This is a genomic window from Collinsella sp. CLA-ER-H9 (genome assembly GCF_040092295.1).
Taxonomy (GTDB): Bacteria; Actinomycetota; Coriobacteriia; order Coriobacteriales; family Coriobacteriaceae; genus Collinsella.
Window position 1 is genome coordinate 38416 of the sequence record NZ_JBBNLV010000002.1, and the last position, 18663, is coordinate 57078.

The following is an 18663-nucleotide window of genomic DNA, read 5'->3' on the forward strand; positions in this document are numbered from 1 at the left end:
TGGGGATGCCCATGCAACATATCGATCGGATTATCCGCTCCAAGAACGTCTTTACCGCGCAAGACGGCATCGATACTGCTCGTGAGCTGGCGATTGCCATCGCAGGTGACCGTATCGTCGCAGTCGGCAAGCCCGATGACGTGATCGCCGCCGCTCCCGCCGCCACGCCGGTTCTCGACTACGGCGAGCAGTTTGTCTGCCCCGGTTTCCATGACGCTCATCTGCACTTCTTCCATACCTCGGTCGGTTCCTCGCCGTACATGCTCATGGATATGGGCACGTCCGAGGCGGCGCTGGTACAGCACGCGCTCGAGTTTTCCCAGGACCTGCCCGACGACGCTTGGGTTGTGACGCAGGGCTGGCGCGACTACCGTTGGGACCCGCCCGAGCATCCTACCAAGGCGTCGCTCGATGCGGCATTCCCCGATCGTCCCTGCGTTATGTATTCGGGCGACGGCCACACGCTGTGGCTCAACAGCCGCGCACTCGAGGCGCTCGGCGTCACGCGCGACAGCGAGCCGCCGGCGGGCGGCAGCTACGACAAGGACGCAAACGGCGAGCTCACGGGCATTGCTCACGAAGCGGCTGCCATGCAGCTGTTGCCGCGCTGTCTTGAGTGGCTGGGCGAAGATCGCATCGCAAGCGCTTACGCCGATCAAATGAGGCGCATGGCCGAGCAGGGCATCACCTCGATCTGCGATATGTCGCTCATGCCCATGCTGGGCTGTGATTTTATCCGCGACGATGTCTACGACAAGCTGCAGACGACCGGCAAGCTGGGCATTCGTGCCCATCTGTTCCCCACGCTGCTGGATGACCAGTCGCGTCTAGAAGAGCTCCAGGTACGTTACGCGAACAACGCGCTGCTTTCGGCGCCAGGTTTTAAGCAGTTCTTCGATGGCGTGTCGAGCGAACACACGGCATATCTCACCGAGCCCTATACCAATCCGCGCTTCCCGGGCGACCGGGGCCGTCTGACGGTCCCGGCTGAGCGCATGCGCAAACTGGTTCTGGCGGCCGCGGAGCGCGGTCATACCGTACGCATCCACGTTATTGGTGACGGTGCGATTCATGCCGCGCTGGATATCTTCGAGGAAGCGGCCGACCTGTACGGCCTGCCCCAGCACGGCCATAACACGCTCGAGCACCTAGAGAACCTTCTGCCCGAGGACATCGACCGCCTGCGCAAGCTCAACGTGGTCGCCTCGAGCCAGCCCTGCCATATTACGCTCGATCCGGGTGGACCGGAGCGCGATCTGGGCCTGGAGCGCAGCCGCATCATGTGGCCGTTCGCAACCTATAAGCAGCGCGGCATTCGCCAAGCCTTCGGTACCGACAGCCCTATCACGCCCGTTACCAGCATGAACGTGCTCTACACGGCTATCACGCGCCAGGACCCCAAAAGCCACTGGCCCGAGGGCGGCTGGTTGCCGAGCGAGCGCATCGATGCAGCAACGGCTCTGCGCAACTACACCCTGGGCAGCGCCTATGCAGCGGGCGACGAGCAAAACCTCGGCAGCTTGGAGCCTGGCAAGTACGCCGACCTGGTAGTCCTGGACCAAAACCCGCTCACCATCGACCCCCAAGAGCTCCAAGCCACCAAGGTCCAGGTCACCTACCTGGCAGGTAACGTAATCTACGAGCGCTAGCCTCATACCTCACTCATAGGGGGCACGTTTCAGCAACGTGCCCCTTTCTTATTCGCACCATCCGCATCGCCATTTTGCTGCACTGACTTTTCTGAATGCCGGGCCCTAGTTAGTCAACCTGGCTCCCAGGGCGGACCGGAGGGCATGAAGTTTGTCGCGAGTTCCGCACGCAAAGGAAAGCACTTAATGTGCTTTCCGTCTTGCGCAGGACTGTAGAGCAGTAAACTTCATGCCCTCCGGTCCGCCCCGGGAGCCACCGCTAAGTTATCCCCCGGCATTCAGAAAATCTAAGTGCCAAAAAATAAGATTTTTTGACTCCGTGTTGTATAACCCGCCATTCGTGGGTACCATTCAACGCGTACGCAAACAAAAAGGGTTAATTCGCGTGGTATAACCGCGCGGCCCAAAAAGGAGGAGACAAGCATGTCGTCTTTGAAGCCGCTTGCAGATCGTGTTCTGGTCAAGCCCGACGAGGCCGAGCAGAAGACCGCTTCTGGTCTGTATATCGCCAGCAACGCTCAGGAGAAGCCGCAGCGCGGCACCATTGTTGCCGTTGGTGCCGGCAAGGTCAACGACAAGGGTGAGCGCATTCCCATGGACGTCAAGGTCGGTGACGTTGTCATCTACGGTAAGTTCGGTGGCAACGAGGTTAAGGTCGACGGCGAGAAGTATCTGCTCATGCGCGCCGATGACATCTACGCTGTCGTCGAGGCCTAGTCTCGTCAGAATCTCTGATTCGTCTTTGAACGCGCTCGTCGCATAGGACTCGGAAGCGGCGACGCGAGTCACATTTCTTTTGGAGGATTACCCACTATGGCAAAGAACATTACGTTCAACACCGATGCCCGCGCTAAGCTCGCCAAGGGCGTCAACACCCTGGCCGACGCCGTTACCGTCACCATGGGCCCCAAGGGCCGCTACGTTGCGCTGCAGCGCACGTTCGGTGCCCCGACCATCACCAACGACGGCGTTTCCGTCGCTAAGGAGATCGAGCTCGAGGACAACATCGAGAACATGGGCGCCCAGCTGGTGAAGGAGGTCGCCACCAAGACCAACGACACCGTGGGTGACGGCACCACCACCGCAACCCTGCTCGCTCAGGCCATCGTCAACGACGGTCTGCGCAACGTCGCCGCTGGCGCCAACCCGCTGGCCATCCGTCGCGGCATCGACAAGGCCGTCAACGCCGCCGTCGCCGAGATGAAGAAGCAGGCCAAGCCGGTCGAGACCAAGGAGCAGATTGCTTCCGTCGGTACCATCTCCGCCGGTGACCCCGAGGTCGGCGAGAAGATCGCCGAGGCCATGGAGGTCGTGGGCAAGGACGGCGTCATCACCGTCGAGGATTCCCAGACGTTCGACATCACCATCGACACCGTCGAGGGCATGCAGTTCGACAAGGGCTATGTCTCCGCTTACTTCGTCACGGATAACGACCGCATGGAGGCCGTGATGAAGGATCCGTACATCCTCATCACCGACCAGAAGATCTCCAGCGTTCAGGACATCATGCCTGTTCTCGAGGCTGTCCAGCGCGCCGGCCGTGGCCTGCTCATCATCGCTGAGGACATCGACGGCGAGGCCCTGCCCACCCTCGTCCTCAACAAGATCCGTGGCGCTCTCAACGTCTGCGCCGTCAAGGCTCCGGGCTACGGCGATCGCCGCAAGCGCATCCTCGAGGACATCGCCGTCCTTACCGGTGGCCAGGCCGCTCTGGACGAGCTGGGCGTGAAGGTCGCTGACATCACCGCCGATATGCTCGGTACCGCTAAGTCCGTCACCATCTCCAAGGACAACACCGTCGTCGTTGGCGGCGCTGGTTCCAAGGAGGCCATCGACGCCCGCATCGCTCAGATCAAGGGCGAGATGGAGAACACCACCTCTGACTTCGACCGCGAGAAGCTCCAGGAGCGCCTGGCCAAGCTCTCCGGTGGCGTTGCCGTCATCAAGGTCGGCGCTGCTACCGAGTCCGAGCTCAAGGAGATCAAGCATCGCGTCGAGGACGCCCTGCAGGCTACCCGCGCTGCTGTCGAGGGGGGCATTGTCGCTGGCGGCGGCGTCGCCTTCATGGACGCTGTTCCTGCGCTCGATGCTGTCGAGATCGACGACCCCGAGGAGAAGATCGGCGTCGACATCGTCAAGAAGGCTCTGACCGCTCCGGTCGCTACCATCGCCAAGAACGCTGGCTTTGAGGGCGCTGTCGTGGTCGACAAGGTTGCCGAGCTGCCCGCCGGCCAGGGTCTCAACTCTGCCAACGGCGAGTGGGGCGACATGATCGAGATGGGCGTCCTCGACCCCGTCAAGGTAAGCCGCGTCACCCTGCAGAACGCTGCTTCTGTCGCCAGCCTGATCCTCATCACCGAGGCCACCGTCTCCGATGTGCCCAAGAACACTCAGCTTGAGGACGCTATCGCTGCTGCTACCGCTGGTCAGCAGGGTGGCGGTATGTACTAAGGCCGACAAGGTCTAGAACTCCCACCGGGAATCCGGGGGCGTGACGGGGCTTCTCTCCGGAACGTCCTCGGACATGCAAAGAGGCTCCGCATCGCGCTTCGCGCTGCGGAGCCTCTTTGCGTCCTGCGGAATATTCCGGAGAGAAGCCCCGTCACGCCCCCGGATTCCCTGCGTTTACGGCCTTGAGGTCGGCGTGGGCGGAGATCGTGGCTGATGGGGATACGTGTCCCGGTCGCTGTTTCGCGGCTTTGCCGCGAAAGGCGCGCTACTTTGGGATGGATGGGGAACGTGGTAGTTGCGGCAACTGGTCCCCGCCATAAATTACCCTTGGCATACTTGCGCAAAAGCCTGCTGGTGCTACACTTGCAATTGCTGTTTCAGGGCGGGGTGGAATTCCCCACTGGCGGTAAATCGGGCGGTGCCAAAGGGGTGCCGTGGCGCAGACGAGGCGTCTGCGACCGAGCCGATGAGTCCGCGACCCGTGCGTGTGTTGGTTCGCATGCCGGCTGAACTGGTGAGACCCCAGTACCAACGGTTAGAGTCCGGATGAAAGAGGCAGGTGATCTTATGTCTGAACAGTCGCAGCATATCCATTTTGAGAACTCGAATAGGTGGAGCACCAAACAGCTCGTTACCATGGCGTTGATGTGCGCCTTGGGTGCCCTGTTTATGTACGTGCAGTTGCCCATCCTTCCTTCGGCGCCGTTTTTGACCTATGATCCGTCGCTGGTGCCGGCGATGGTGTGTGGGTTTGCATATGGCCCCGGTGCCGGTACCGCCGTTGCCGCCATGGCGATCGTTATCCATGCACTCACCACGGGTGACTGGGTCGGCGCGCTTATGAACCTGGTTGCCACGCTGGGCTACATTCTGCCCGCGGCTATCGTCTACCAGAAGATGCATACCTATAAGGGTGCCGTGATTGGCCTGGTGCTCGGCGTTATTGCTGCTACGGCGTTGTCTATGGTCGCAAACCTTACCATTGGCGTATGGTTCTGGTATGGCTCGGTCGATGTGATCGCCCCGCTCATGATTCCTGCCGTGCTGCCGTTCAACCTTATCAAGACCGTGCTTAACTCGGTGTTGACGCTTGCAGTGTACAAAGCGGTCTCCAACCTCATCACGCCTAAAAAGGACCAGGTCAAAGGCCGCGCATGATTGAGTGTCGGGGCGTTTCCTTTAGCTATGACGGTGCCGCACCGGCACTCGACGGCGTCGATCTGAACATCGAGGATGGCGAGTTTTTCTGCATCCTCGGTGGCAATGGGTCGGGCAAGTCGACGTTTACCAAGCATCTGAATGCACTGTTGCAGCCCGATGCGGGCACGGTACGCGTCAACGGCATGGATGCGTCCGACCCCGAGCTGGTCTACGACATTCGTTCGACCGCGGGCATGGTATTCCAGAATCCCGATGATCAGCTGGTAGCAACGCTTGTCGAAGATGACGTTGCGTTTGGTCCTGAAAACCTTGGCGTGCCATCGGCGCAAATTGCGCAGCGCGTACGCGAGGCACTGAAGGGCGTGGGCCTGGTGGGCTTTGAGCGCCACGAGACCCACGCGCTTTCGGGCGGCCAAAAGCAGCGCGTGGCGCTTGCCGGCGTGCTCGCCATGGAACCGCGCGTGCTCATATTGGACGAGGCTTCCTCGATGCTCGATCCGCGTGGACGCAAGGGCCTCATGAAGGCTTGCCGTGCGTTGCATGATCGCGGCATGACCATCGTGATGATTACGCACTTTATGGAAGAGGCCGCCGAGGCCGATCGCGTTGCTGTCTTCCAAGCGGGCCGCGTTGCCATGATCGGTACGCCCGAGGAAATCTTGACGCGGGCGGACGAACTTGCGCAGCTCAACCTGGATATGCCGGCGTCGTGCTGCCTAGGTAGGGCACTTCGTGAGAAGGGCGTGCCCGTTTGCGCGCAGGTGCGCGAGGCAGATATGGTCGCCGAGATTGCGCGGGTTTACGCCGAGCGGGGCGGGGCGGACGTCGCAGTGCAGCCTTCTGCATCCGATTCTCGTATGCTCGACAATGCATCCTTCGCGACTAACGAGGCGGCCGCATCGGAGCCCGTTATCGAGATTTCGCACCTCTCGCATAGTTACTCGCTGAGCGCCCGCGAGCGCCGTCGATGGCGCAAGCGCTCGACCACTGCGGACGCATCGAGCAAACAGGCTCTTTGGGGCAACGATCCAAACAGCCCCTGGGCGCTACGTGATGTTTCGCTGACGGTGCGCCGCGGCGAGTTTCTGGGATTGGCGGGTCATACCGGCTCGGGTAAATCGACGCTGGTTCAGCATCTCAACGGGTTGATTCGTCCGCAGGAGGGAAGCGTTTGCGCGCTGGGGCTCGACCTATCAAGCAAGAAAGACGCCGCTGCGGTTAAGGCCAAGGTCGGCGTGGTGTTTCAGTATCCCGAGCGCCAGCTATTTGCCGAGACCGTGGCGCAGGACGTGGCGTTTGGCCCGCGCAACCTTGGCCTGCCAGAAGACGAGGTTGCACGCCGTGTCGCATCATCGCTTGCGCGCGTGGGCCTCGACCTTGCCGCGATAGGCGACAAGAACCCCTTTGAGCTTTCGGGCGGCCAGCAGCGCCGCGTGGCGTTTGCCGGCGTGCTCGCCATGGAGCCCGAGGTGCTGGTGCTCGACGAGCCCATGGCGGGGCTCGATCCGGCTGCGCGCGGGGATTTCCTGGGGCTCATCGATCGACTCCATCGCGAGGGCCTGACTGTTGTCATGGTTTCGCATAGCATGGATGACCTGGCAAATTGTTGTGACCGTATCGTTGTGATGAACGAGGGCGCCGTGTTTGCCGAGGGAACGCCCGCGCAGGTGTTTGCGCACGCGGACGAGCTCAAATCGATCGGCCTGGGCGTTCCTGCCGCCCAGCGCATGGCGCTGGCGCTTGCACAAGCCGGTGTGCCGCTCCGCTGCGACAAGCTTTATACGGTTGAGGCGCTAGCCGACGAGTTGGCCGGCTTGCTGCTGGGCTGCGCGGACGTGCCTTTGAGGGTTCCGTGTCAGGCTGGTTCCAAGGCGCCCACGCGAGAGGAGGGCTGCTAATGGAGGCGTTCTCATTTGGCAGCTACTATCCCGGGGATAGCGCGGTGCATCGCCTGGATCCGCGTACTAAGTTGCTCCTAGGTTTTGCATTTCTGGTCACCGTGCTCACCGTCGGAAGCTTTTGCGGGCTGGTTCCGGTCGCATTTTTTGTCGTGCTGGTCTATCTCGCAGCCCGGGTGCCGTTGCGCCGGGTCCTATCATCGATGGCACCATTGCTGGCGATTGTCGTGGTGGTCGCGGTGCTCAACCTGTTTTCCGACCAGAGTGGCCGCATCCTGTGGCAGCTTGGCTTTTTGCAGGTGAGCGAGGGCTCGCTGCGTTCTGCGGCGTTTGTGGCGTGCCGCCTGACGTTGATGATGGCCGGCATGAGCGCCGTTACACTCACCACGCCGACGCTCGACCTCACCGCGGGCTTTGAACGTCTGCTCGCACCATTTGCGCGCGTGGGGCTTCCGGCGCACGAGCTCGGCATGATTATGGGTATCGCGCTGCGGTTTATGCCGCAATTTGCCACCGAGATGAAACAGACGGCCGATGCACAGGCAAGTCGCGGCGCGCGCGTGACGGGCGGTCCGCTCGGCGGTGTGCGCATGCTCGGCAGTGTGGCGATTCCGCTGTTCACCGGCGTGTTCCGTCATGCCGAGACGCTTTCGGCCGCCATGGATGCGCGCTGTTATCACGGCGAGCAGGGACGCACGCGTCTGCATGCGCTTGCGTTTGGCCGGGGGGATGTACTGGCAGCGCTGGCGATGGCGCTGCTGGTGACATGCGTTGTCGTTATCAATCTTCAACTCGTCTAAGCTCGATTCGAGCGCAAGAAAGGGGTCTCTATGACCGACACCGATCGCACGGCTCAGCTCGAGCGCGCCTGCTCGTATCTCAGGCGCATTCCGGCGTGGTATCTTGCCACGACCGATGCGAGCGACGGGCATCAGCCCCGCGTGAGGCCGTTTTCGTTTGCCATGGTCGATGATGGCAAGCTGTGGTTTTGCACGTCGCGCGACAAGGACGTGTGGGCGGAGTTGAGCGCGAATCCCAAGTTTGAGGTATCGGGCTGGAAGCCGGGGGAGTGCTGGATCGTGTTAACTGGCGAGGCCGCGCTCGAGGACGATGCATTCGTGAGCGACAAGGTGCGCCAAGCGGGCTTTAAGCACATGGTGGGCATTGGCGAGCAACACGATAGCGCCAACGATGGTCGCCTTGCATTCTTCTCGGTCCGCAACATCGCCGCACGGTTCTGCGATATCGACGGCAGCGAAGAGCGCCTCGAGCTCTAATTTCCCAAATTGACTACCCATTCCAAAAAGACTGGTCAGGCGACAGGAGGAAACGTGGACGGATTGAATACGGTGCTGGAGTATCTGACGTCGGTGCCGGCGTGGTATCTGGCGACGAGCGTGGGCGGGCAGCCGCATGTGCGTCCGTTCTCGTTTGCGCAGATTCAGGACGGCAAGCTGTGGTTTGTGACAGCGCGCACCAAAGATGTGTGGCAGGAGCTGCTGCAAAACCAGCGCTTTGAGGTCACGAGTTGGTGGCCGGGCCATGGTTGGTTGATCCTGCGCGGGCGTGCGGGGCTGGAAGACCGGGCTTCGAGCGAAATGCGCGAGGCCGGATGGAAGCATCTTGAGCGCTTGAGCGAGCACTATGAGGGGCCTAACGACCCCGCGCTCGTCTTCTTTAGCGTCGAGGATCCTGAGGCATTTATCTGCAATCATGACGAATGGGTGCCGGTTGAGCTCTAGCCAGCTGGCTCATCCTAACAACTTAGTTTTCGCATGGGCGGACCCCGTGTTGCCCGGCACCGTAAGGAGTGCCGGTCAATACGGGGCCCGCTCTATTTGTCAATTCCTTCAAGCGAATGTGTCGGGAATGTTTCAATGCATGAACATGCAAGCTATTTACGTATTCATGCATCTTTTGGTGCTAAAGTTTCAACCCACCTCATAATGACCGCTGCGAAATGCGCATCGGTGCATAAATCGCAGACAAGGAGTCTGATATGTCTTTGAAGGTTGGAATCGTCGGCGCGGCTGGATATGCCGGAGCCGAGCTCATTCGCCTCGTACTCGGCCATCCCGAGTTTGAACTTGTTGCCATTACGTCCAACGCCGATGCCGGCCAGCCGCTGTCCGCAGTGTATCCGAGCTTTGCTGGCGTAAGCAATCTGGTTTTCACCACGCATGACGCCCCCGAGCTCAAAAGCTGCGATGCGGTTTTTCTTGCCGTGCCGCACACGGCTGCCATGGCGCAGGTGCCCGCGCTCCTTGCCGCGGGCGTTTCCTGCTTCGATCTTTCGGCCGATTACCGTCTGAGCGACCCGTCCGTCTTTGAGGCATGGTATGCCGCCGAGCACACGAGCCCCGAGCTGCTCAAGACCCGCGCTTTTGGCCTGCCCGAGCTGTTCTGCCAGGACTTAGAGACCGCTGCTTCCAGCCATGCCGCCGGAAAGCCCGTTTTGGTCGCTTGCGCCGGCTGCTATCCCACCGCAACGAGCCTCGCTGCCGCTCCTGCCGTGCGTGCGGGCTGGGTGGCAGAGAACGGCCCCGTAATCGTCGATGCCATTAGTGGCGTGACGGGCGCCGGTAAGTCCTGCAACGCTCGCACCCATTTTTGTAGCGCGGACGAGAACCTGGAGGCCTATGGCGTAGGCAAACATCGCCATACGCCCGAGATTGAGCAGATCCTGGACCTGACCGATCGCGTCGTCTTTACTCCGCACTTGGCACCGCTCAAGCGCGGCCTGCTTTCCACGGTGACGATGCCGCTCGCGCCGCAGACTCTCGACACGTTGGCCCTTGAGGACGTCGTCGACCATTACAAGAAGTTCTACGCCGGTCGCACCTTTGTGCGCGTGCTCGATGTCGGCCAGCAGCCCAAGACGGCTTCGGTCGTCGGCACCAACGCTGCCCAGATTGGCCTTGCGCTCAACAAGCGTGCGGGCGTGCTGGTGGCGACGGGTGCTATCGACAATTTGTGCAAGGGTGCAGCAGGCCAGGCGGTCCAGTGCGCCAACATCGTTTTTGGCTTTGACGAGCGACGAGGCTTGCCCACAGTGGCGTGCCCGGTGTAGCACATTCGATTGTTAACGATTTGGTGGTCGGGTATCGAGTTGGGCGCCGCTTTCAAGCTGGTCTAGTAGTTGTGACCGGTATGGCGTGCCAGCCGATGCCCGCTTTTTTGTCTGATATAAGGAGTCGTAGGGACGATGAATACCGACCTGATTGATATCAAGATACGCGCCGTCGAGGGTGGCGTTACGGCAGCGGCCGGCTTTAAGGCCGCAGGCATCCATGCAGGATTCCGGAAGAATCCCGAGCGCTTGGACTATGCGCTCGTCGTGCCCGATAAGCCCTGTCCAGGCGCCGGCGTGTTTACGACCAACCGCTTTTGCGCGGCGCCCGTGCAGGTGAGCCGTGCCAACCTGGGCGGTGCGGACAAGGGCTATGGCATCATCGCCGGCGTTTCAATCAACTCCGGCAACGCGAACGCTGCCACGGGCGAGACCGGCCTAGCCTGCGCGCGCGAGACGTGCAACATCGCCTCGCAGGTTATTGGCTGCGAGCCCCAGCAGATCCTGGTTGCCTCGACGGGTGTGATCGGACAGATTTTGCCGATCGACACGTTTGAGGCAGCCGTCCCGTCCGCCTACGAGGCGCTCTCTGCCCATGGCGGTGCCGATGCGGCCCGTGCCATCATGACGACCGATACGCATTCCAAGGAGTATGCCGTTCGCTATCGCAGCGAGGCTGCGGGCCATGCGGGCAACGCTTATACGGTGGGCGGCATGTGCAAGGGCTCGGGCATGATCATGCCCAATATGGCTACCATGATCGCGGTCATTACTACCGATGCCCCCGTCGAGCCGGAGGCGCTCCACACCCTACTGCTCTCGATCGCTAAGCAGACCTTTAATAAGGTGACGGTCGATTCCGATACCTCGACCAACGACACCTGCATCGTGCTTGCTTCTGGCGCTGCTGCCGCTGATACCGAGGCTATCGTCGAGGGCACTGATGCCTTTGACGAACTGTCCTTTGCCGTGCACGAGGTGTGCGAGAGCCTGGCGCGCAACATCGCGGCCGATGGCGAGGGCGCGTCAAAGCTCGTGACGGTTAACGTTACCGGCGCCGCCACCGACGAGGAAGCCGATATCGCCGCCCGTGCCGTCGCCAACTCGCCGCTCGTCAAGACCTGCATCGCCGGTCACGACTGCAACTGGGGCCGCGTCGCCATGGCGCTCGGCAAGTGCGGCGTGAAGTTTCATCAGGAAGACGTTTCCATCGACATGATGGGCATGCCGGTCTGCCGCGACGGTCTGACTGTTCCCTTTGACGAGGACGAGGCTCTGCGACGTTTTGAGGCGTCCGAGATCGTGATCTCGGCCGACCTGGGTGCAGGCGACGCGGCAACGACCGTGTGGACCTGCGACCTCACGCACGAGTACATCTCCATCAACGGCGACTACCGTTCCTAGATTCCAGGCACGCTGCGCATCTTGCCGCATTGCGGACAGCGAAGCACGGCGTGATAACGATACGAAAGATGAGGCAGATTATGAAATTCGCACGCGACTGTCGTTCGAGCGAATCCAACGAAGCAACCGCGCAGCTGCTGTTCGAAGCGCTGCCGTGGATTAAAAACCTGACCGGCAAGACGGTCGTTATCAAATATGGCGGAGCCGCCATGGTCGATGAGCAACTGCGCCGCGACGTGATGAGCGACATCGTTTTGCTCAAGATTATCGGCATGCGCCCCGTCATCGTGCATGGCGGCGGCAAGGCCATCAACGAGGCGTTGAGCCATTACGATATTCCCGTCGAGTTTAAGAACGGCCAGCGCGTGACTACGCCGGCGACTATGGATATCGTGCGCGAGGTGCTGGGCGGCAAGGTTAACCAGGAGCTGGTTGCTGCTATCAACCACCACGGCAACCTGGCCGTGGGCGTGTCGGGCAGCGATGCCGGCACGCTCATCGCCGAGCCGCTCGACCCCGAGCTCGGTCGCGTGGGCAAAGTGACGAACGTCAACACGGACTATATCGAGCGTTTGCTCGATAGCGAGTACATCCCCGTCATCGCTACCGTCGCGGCGGGGGAGGACGGCGGTTTCTTCAACATCAATGCCGATACCGCCGCCGGTGCCGTCGCGGCAGCGCTTCACGCGCATAAGGCGATCTTTTTGACCGACGTCGATGGCCTGTACAAGGACTTTAGCGATAAGGATTCGCTTATCTCTAACCTAACGCTCGACGAGGTTAACGAGATGCTCTACGGTGGCGAGGTCGATAAGGGCATGATTCCCAAGCTACGTGCGGCCGTCGACGCGCTTGCCGGTGGCGTGTTCCGCGCCCATATCATTAACGGTACCACGCCGCATTCGCTGCTGCTTGAGCTGTTGACCGATGCCGGCGTCGGCACCGTGATCCATTCTACCGAGACGGCCTACGAGTTCGATACGCACCCGCACCCGCTTTCGACCTTTGCGGCGCGCCTGACCGAGAATCTCGACGAGGTCGAGAAGCTTCAAACGGTCTAGCCGGCTCAAAATTGCTACGCCATTACGCCCAAACTCCGCGCTACTTGGCGCTTAACGAAAGGTATCTCATGTCACTTGCAGCACAACAATCGCTCGAATCCTACTACGTCATGCACACCTTCGGTCGCTCTCCGGTCGAGTTTGTCGAAGGCCGCGGCATGAAGCTCACCGGCGACGATGGCCGCGAATACCTCGATTTTCTTGCCGGCATCGGCGTGTGCAGCCTGGGCCACGGCAACCCGGCAGTGCTGTCGGCGCTCGAGGCTCAGACCAAAAAGCTTCTGCATGTGTCTAACTACTTCTACATCGAGCGGCGTGGACAGGTCGCGGCGCTGCTGTCCAAGCTTGCCAACGACGACGTAGATGGTGCGTGCGTGCTGGCCGATGCCATTGTCGCCGGCGATGAGACCACGGCCGCTGCGCTCGGTGCCCCGGCTGCGGACGAGCAGGTGTGGGAGACGTTCTTTGCCAATTCTGGTGCCGAAGCCAACGAGGGCTCGATGAAGCTTGCGCGTCTGTACGCCAAGCGTGCTGGTAACGGCGGCAACACCATCGTATGCATGCGTGGCGGCTTCCACGGCCGTACGCTCGAGACCATTGCCGCCACCATGCAGGATTGGCTACAGGACAGTTTCCGTCCGCTGCCGGGTGGCTTTGTGGCCTGCACACCCAACGATGTAGATGAACTGCGTGCAATTTTTAAGCAGTTGGGCAGTGAAATTTGCGCCGTGATGCTCGAGCCGATTCAGGGCGAGAGCGGTGTGCACCCCATGACCGAGGAGTTTATGGCTACGGCGCGCGACTTGGCGCACGAGGTGGGTGCCGTGCTTATTGCCGACGAGGTCCAGTGCGGAATCTTTCGTACGGGTAAGCCGTTTGCGTTCCAGACCTATGGCGTGGAGCCCGACATCATGAGCCTTGCCAAGGGCATTGCCGACGGTGTGCCTATGGGTGCCGTGGTGGCAAAGAAGGAAATCGCCGACGTCTTTAAGCCCGGCGATCATGGTTCGACCTTCGGTGGCAGCTGCTTGGCCATCGCGGCGTGTGCCGCGACGCTCTCCGCGCTTGTGCACGGCGATTATGCCGAGCATGCTGCCAAGGTTGGCGCCTATATGGAGCAGGCGCTGGCTAAGCTTCCGCATGTGGTAGAGGTGCGTGGTCGCGGCCTGATGCTCGGCTGCGATTTGGATGCTGCCGCGGGTGATGCACACGACGTCGTGGCCCGTGCATTGGGGGCTGGTGCCGTGATCAACGCTACAGGCGCACATACGCTGCGCTTCCTTCCGCCGCTCGTGTGCGAAGAGGCCGACGTGGACAACCTGATCGAGATCCTGGCGGGTGTTTTGGCCTAACACGGCGCAATAACTTAATTTGGACCGGGTTCCGGACTGCGGACGTGCCATATGCGGCACGATTCAGCGGTCTGGAGCCCGTTTTGCTATCGATTTACCATGGCTGGGATAGGCCGTGTGCAAAAAGTGGCAAATATGAGTACGGGCACTAACTTCGTAACATATAAATTAGGCACTTTTAGATGAGTTGGGCCACATATGTCCAGTTTTGTAGTTGGCAAATTGGCTTAACTGGACTATCGATCGTCGTTCTAATGCCGGATTTGCCTTTTATGACTTCGAAAACGCTGCTACTAAAAAGGTAGCAGTACTCATATTTGGCATTTTTTGCACACGGGTATTCGCCAAGGGTCCATTTCGCCGCCCGAGCCCCGCTTCGTCGCTCCGCTCCTCGCGTGCTGCGCTGGAAAACGCTTCGCGTTTCCTCAGCTCCGCACTCTTGCGGGTTCGAATCCCATGCACCGGCCCAAAAAAGAAAGGCCTCCATCGCTGGGGGCCTATCAATTCAATGGCGGGCGATGAGGGATGTCCGCGTGCGGCTGGCGCCGTCCGCGCCCCGCTTCGTCGCTCCGCTCCTCGCGTGCTGCGCTGGAAAACGCTTCGCGTTTCCTCAGCTCCGCACCCTGTCGGGTTCGAATCCCTCTGCGATGGGCCCAAAAAAGAAAGGCCCCCATAGCTGGGAGCCTAACAAATCAGTGGTGGGCGATGAGGGATTCGAACCCCCAGCCTTGTGCGTGTAAAGCACCTGCGCTAACCGTTGCGCCAATCGCCCGCAGGGATTGAGTATAGCGGAAACCCTGCGCTGTTCACCGCTAATTCATAACGAAAACTAAGCGGCGACTTTAGCGCCCTTGTCCTCGTCGATAAAGAAGCGCTTGTACCAAATGAGGAACGTCAGCGTGGTATAGATCTTGCGCTGGTTGAGCGCGCGACCCTTAAAGTGATCGTCGAGCAGTTTCATGAGCGCATCGGTGTCAAAGAAATCAGCAGCCCACGGCGCGGTGAAGTATTCCTTTACGTAGTCGTAATACTTTTGCTCGCGCAGCCAGAACTTGACCGGTACAGGGAAGCCCACCTTCTTGCGCGTTGCCCACTCGTCGGGCAGCGTGCGGTTGGCGGCGTGACGCAGGACGAGCTTGCAGCCTTCTTCGTTAACACGGTAGTTGGCGGGGATGTGCTCGGCAAACTCCATGACCTTCTTGTCCAGGAACGGGACGCGAAGCTCCAGAGAATGCGCCATACACATTTTGTCGGCCTTGAGCAGAATGTCGCCCGGCAGCCACATGTTCATATCCAGATACTGTTTCTTGGAAAGCTCGCAGCAGTTGGGAACCTGCTTGTAGTACTCGGCGCACATCTCGGCGGCGTTCTTGCCGGTGTCATAAGCGGGCTTGAGCACCTCGTCGACCTCGGAGGGATCGAACACCTTTGCCTGACCCACATACCAGCGCTCGGGAACCTCGGCGCATTTCGTCAGGAAGTTGTGGCCCTTAAAGTAGGGGAGATGCTGAACGAGTGAGCCCAGGGCGCGACGTACGCCGAGCGGCACGCGCTTCTTAAAGGTGCGCATCTCGGGGGTGTCCTCGTACCACTCATAGCCGGCAAACAGTTCGTCGGCACCCTCGCCCGAAAGGACGACGGTGACCTCCTTGGAAGCCATCTGCGCCAGATAGTACAGCGGCACGCTGGACAGGTTCGATTGCGGCTCGTCCATGTGGTACTGGATATCGGGCAGTGCATCAAAGAACTCGTCGGCGGTAATCATCTTGCGCACGTTCTTGATGCCCAGCTTGTCGGAAAGCTCGGCGGCGTAGTTGGTCTCGTTGAAGTTCTTGTAATCGAAGCCGACAGAATACGTGGTGTCGGGCATGAGACAGGCGGCAATGTAGCTGGAGTCCACACCGCCAGAAAGGAACGAGCCCACCTTAACATCGGCGATTCGGTGCGCAGCGACGCTTTCGTGCACGACCTTGTCGCACTCGTCCACGTACTCCTCGAAGGTCTTGGAGTTGTCGTCGGTGAAGTCACAGCTCCAGTAACGCTTGATGTCCATGGTGTTGGTCGTCAGGTCATACGTAAAGCAATGCGCCGGGGCAAGCTTGAACACGCCCTTAAAGAAGGTCTCCTCCGTGGCGGGGAATTGCAGCGTCAGGTAGGGACGCAGCGCGTCGTGGTTGACAGCCTTCTCAAACTTGGGATGGTCCAGGAAGCTCTTGATCTCGGAGCCAAACAGCAGCGAGCCATCGGATGCCTGGTAGTAATAGAACGGCTTGATACCAAAGATGTCACGAGCACCAAAGAGTTTGTTCTTGTTCTGGTCGTGAATCACGAACGCGTACATGCCGCGCAGACGGTTGACCAGGTCCTCGCCCCACTCCTCGTAACCGTGTACCAGGACTTCGGTATCAGCGTTGCAGTGGAAGGCGTAGCCGGCCGCCTCCAGCTCGGCGCGAAGCTCCTGGAAGTTGTAGATCTCTCCGTTGAAGACAATCGTGACCTTGCCGTCGTCGCTCGACATGGGCTGGGCTCCAGCTTCGGAAAGATCGAGAATCGAAAGACGACGAAAACCAAGGGCAACGTTGTCGACGATATGCTGGCCGCCCATATCGGGACCACGGTGGATGATGCGATTCATCATGGCCGTGAGAACCAGCTCACTCTGTTCATCTGTACCGGTAAAACCGACAAAACCGCACATGCAAGATCCTTTCTGCTGACGGCTCAGGTGTACTGCCGCAAGGATTGCGGCAGCTGATGTCAAATAATCTTTACTATCATGCCAATCTTTTGTTTCGTGATAGGGCATAAGCGCCGAGCGAACCGAAAAAACCACGTCCCGATCTTCAGGCGAAGCGGCGGGACGTGGTTGCGAACGCTATGTTAAAGAACAGCACCCAGATTTCCTTGGTTTTACACGGGGTGAACACTGTTGCCATTTATTAGACCACGGCACAGTCCATGCAATTTTTTAGAAGGCTGTGATGCGCGCAAGGTCAGGTGGCATATTAGGATGGTTGATAATACAGAATGTTTCATCGTTTCTGCCGCGGGACGTCTTCTGCCCTTTAAGGCTGAATTTAGCGAGAGAGGTCTTTGTATGTCGAGTCCGACACAAGAGAAGCTAACTCTGATGCGCTATATAGAGTTGCTCGAGGAAGATGACCTTGTTGTTTCCAGACCGAGCGCTTCGTGCGACCAGCGCATTGAGTTTGCGACTGATGACTCGCGCCAGGTGCGTCCGGGCACGTTGTTTGTCTGCAAAGGCCGTGCGTTTAAGCGCGAGTACCTGCTTTCGGCAATCGCCGATGGCGCCGTGGCCTACGTTTCCGAGGTCGATTACGATGTTGATCTTCCCGCGGTGATTGTGAGCGATATTCGTCGCACGCTCGCCGTGGTGGCAGATGCCTTTTATGGGCACCCGTCGGGTAAGGTGAAGGTCTGCGCCTTTACAGGCACCAAGGGCAAGTCGACCTGCAGCTTTTATCTGCGCGGCATCCTCGCCAACGAGGCCAAGCTTACGGGCTGTCATCGACCCGCTCTTAATACGGGCATTGAGTTCGACGACGGCATCGAGACGGGCCCTTCCAAGCTGACGACCCCCGAATCCTTCCTGCTGCAGTCTCGCATCGCGCATGCTGCGGAGGCGGGTGCCCCGTGGCTGGTTATGGAGGCATCGAGTCAGGGCCTCAAATACGAGCGTACGGGCAAGATTGACTTTGAAGTCGGCGCCTTTACCAATATCGGCGAGGATCACATTTCGCCGATTGAGCATCCGACGCTCGAGGATTACTTTGCCAGCAAGCTCAAAATCTTCTTGCAGAGCCGTTTTGCCGTGGTCAATCTCGATATGGATAAGGTCGATCGCGTGCTCGAGGCGGCATCTCGTTGCGAACGTACGGTGACGTTCTCCCTGACCGACGAGCGTGCCGACGTGCTTGCGCTGGCGATTCGCAATGGCGACTGCGGCGTGGTGGCAACGGTGCGCACGCCCCGTTTTACGCGTGACATTGTGATTCCCACGCCGGTTAAGTTCAATGTGTCCAACGCGCTTGCCGCTATTGCCTGCGCCGAGGCCCTGGGCATTTCCGAAGAGGGTATCGTCCATGGCTTTGAGGGCGTCTTCGTTCCCGGTCGTATGGAGCTCTATCCGTCCGTATCGGGCAAAATCCTGGGCATCGTCGATTTTGCACATAACGGCATGAGCCTCGAGACACTCCTGCGCGACTTGCGCGAGAACTATCCCGAGCGCGAGCTGGCGGTTGTATTTGGCGCTACGGGCGGTAAGGGTGTCGATCGACGCACCACGATGGGCATCGCCGCTGGCAAGTATGCCGACCGAATCGTGATTACCGAGGATGACCCCGGCCCCGAGGATGTCGAGGACATCTGCGCCGAGATCGCGCGCAACGTTCAAGCGCAGGGAAATGATAACTGGCAAATCGTGACTGATCGCGTTGCCGCTATCGAGACTGCCGTGCGCGAAACTGTCCGTCCTGCCGTGGTCATCGTGACCGGTAAGGGCGAGGAAGAGTGTATGCTGCGCAAGAACGGACCCGAGCCTTGTGAGCGCGACGGTTTGATTCTCAAGCGCACCCTTGCGGCGTACGACGCCTAGAC

Annotated in this window: 14 protein-coding genes, 1 tRNA gene and 1 riboswitch; of the genes, 13 read left to right on the forward strand and 2 right to left on the reverse strand. The window is 60.0% G+C overall.

Annotated features, from left to right (window positions below; genetic code table 11):
* Nucleotides 1-5 precede the first annotated feature (5 nt).
* The 12 genes from AAAX73_RS01920 (at nucleotide 6) to AAAX73_RS01975 (ending at nucleotide 14046) form a co-directional block, all read left to right on the forward strand.
* Nucleotides 6-1649 carry an amidohydrolase gene (locus tag AAAX73_RS01920; RefSeq protein WP_349124883.1) on the forward strand — a complete coding sequence of 548 codons (1644 nt, stop codon included), beginning with the start codon at nucleotides 6-8 and terminating at the stop codon, nucleotides 1647-1649.
* Between the two features lie 423 nt (nucleotides 1650-2072).
* Nucleotides 2073-2366 carry a co-chaperone GroES gene (gene groES, locus AAAX73_RS01925; RefSeq protein ID WP_022094351.1) on the forward strand — a complete coding sequence of 98 codons (294 nt, stop codon included), beginning with the start codon at nucleotides 2073-2075 and terminating at the stop codon, nucleotides 2364-2366.
* A 96-nt stretch (nucleotides 2367-2462) separates the two neighbouring features.
* Nucleotides 2463-4100, forward strand: coding sequence for a chaperonin GroEL (groL, locus tag AAAX73_RS01930; RefSeq protein WP_349124884.1), 1638 nt, complete (start codon nucleotides 2463-2465; stop codon nucleotides 4098-4100).
* Nucleotides 4101-4469: 369 nt separating this feature from the next.
* Nucleotides 4470-4662: riboswitch (FMN riboswitch) on the forward strand.
* A gap of 5 nt (nucleotides 4663-4667) precedes the next feature.
* Nucleotides 4668-5258: an ECF transporter S component gene (locus AAAX73_RS01935; RefSeq protein ID WP_349124885.1), complete on the forward strand. Its 591-nt coding sequence runs from the start codon at nucleotides 4668-4670 to the stop codon at nucleotides 5256-5258.
* Nucleotides 5255-7159 (forward strand): energy-coupling factor transporter ATPase, encoded by a 1905-nt coding sequence (locus tag AAAX73_RS01940; RefSeq protein ID WP_118081057.1) that lies wholly within the window; start codon nucleotides 5255-5257, stop codon nucleotides 7157-7159. The genes AAAX73_RS01935 and AAAX73_RS01940 overlap by 4 nt, the downstream gene beginning before the upstream one ends.
* Nucleotides 7159-7959 carry an energy-coupling factor transporter transmembrane component T gene (locus tag AAAX73_RS01945; protein ID WP_118081055.1) on the forward strand — a complete coding sequence of 267 codons (801 nt, stop codon included), beginning with the start codon at nucleotides 7159-7161 and terminating at the stop codon, nucleotides 7957-7959. Before AAAX73_RS01940 ends, AAAX73_RS01945 begins: the two co-directional genes overlap by 1 nt.
* A 30-nt stretch (nucleotides 7960-7989) precedes the next feature.
* A complete protein-coding gene (locus AAAX73_RS01950) occupies nucleotides 7990-8436 on the forward strand; it encodes a pyridoxamine 5'-phosphate oxidase family protein (RefSeq protein WP_118081053.1) in 447 nt (148 codons plus the stop codon).
* A 54-nt stretch (nucleotides 8437-8490) separates the two neighbouring features.
* Nucleotides 8491-8901 (forward strand): pyridoxamine 5'-phosphate oxidase family protein, encoded by a 411-nt coding sequence (locus tag AAAX73_RS01955; protein ID WP_118081051.1) that lies wholly within the window; start codon nucleotides 8491-8493, stop codon nucleotides 8899-8901.
* A 257-nt stretch (nucleotides 8902-9158) separates the two neighbouring features.
* Complete coding sequence (gene argC / locus AAAX73_RS01960) at nucleotides 9159-10229, forward strand: N-acetyl-gamma-glutamyl-phosphate reductase (protein ID WP_118081049.1); 1071 nt, start codon at nucleotides 9159-9161, stop codon at nucleotides 10227-10229.
* Nucleotides 10230-10364: 135 nt separating this feature from the next.
* The gene (gene argJ, locus AAAX73_RS01965) at nucleotides 10365-11633 is read left to right on the forward strand and encodes a bifunctional glutamate N-acetyltransferase/amino-acid acetyltransferase ArgJ (protein WP_118081047.1); all 1269 of its coding nucleotides are present in this window, start codon (nucleotides 10365-10367) and stop codon (nucleotides 11631-11633) included.
* A gap of 80 nt (nucleotides 11634-11713) precedes the next feature.
* Complete coding sequence (gene argB, locus AAAX73_RS01970; RefSeq protein ID WP_118081045.1) at nucleotides 11714-12694, forward strand: acetylglutamate kinase; 981 nt, start codon at nucleotides 11714-11716, stop codon at nucleotides 12692-12694.
* A 68-nt stretch (nucleotides 12695-12762) separates the two neighbouring features.
* Complete coding sequence (locus AAAX73_RS01975; RefSeq protein ID WP_118081043.1) at nucleotides 12763-14046, forward strand: aminotransferase class III-fold pyridoxal phosphate-dependent enzyme; 1284 nt, start codon at nucleotides 12763-12765, stop codon at nucleotides 14044-14046.
* 696 nt (nucleotides 14047-14742) lie between these two features.
* Here AAAX73_RS01975 and AAAX73_RS01980 read toward each other — a convergent pair.
* Nucleotides 14743-14818, reverse strand: a tRNA-Val gene (locus AAAX73_RS01980).
* 57 nt (nucleotides 14819-14875) lie between these two features.
* Nucleotides 14876-16744 (reverse strand): asparagine synthase (glutamine-hydrolyzing), encoded by a 1869-nt coding sequence (asnB, locus tag AAAX73_RS01985; RefSeq protein ID WP_215694626.1) that lies wholly within the window; start codon nucleotides 16742-16744, stop codon nucleotides 14876-14878.
* A 432-nt stretch (nucleotides 16745-17176) separates the two neighbouring features.
* Between asnB and AAAX73_RS01990 the strand changes: the two genes are divergently transcribed.
* Entirely contained in the window at nucleotides 17177-18661 is a 1485-nt protein-coding gene (locus AAAX73_RS01990; protein WP_349124886.1) for a UDP-N-acetylmuramoyl-L-alanyl-D-glutamate--2,6-diaminopimelate ligase, read from the forward strand.
* The last annotated feature ends 2 nt before the right edge of the window (nucleotides 18662-18663 follow it).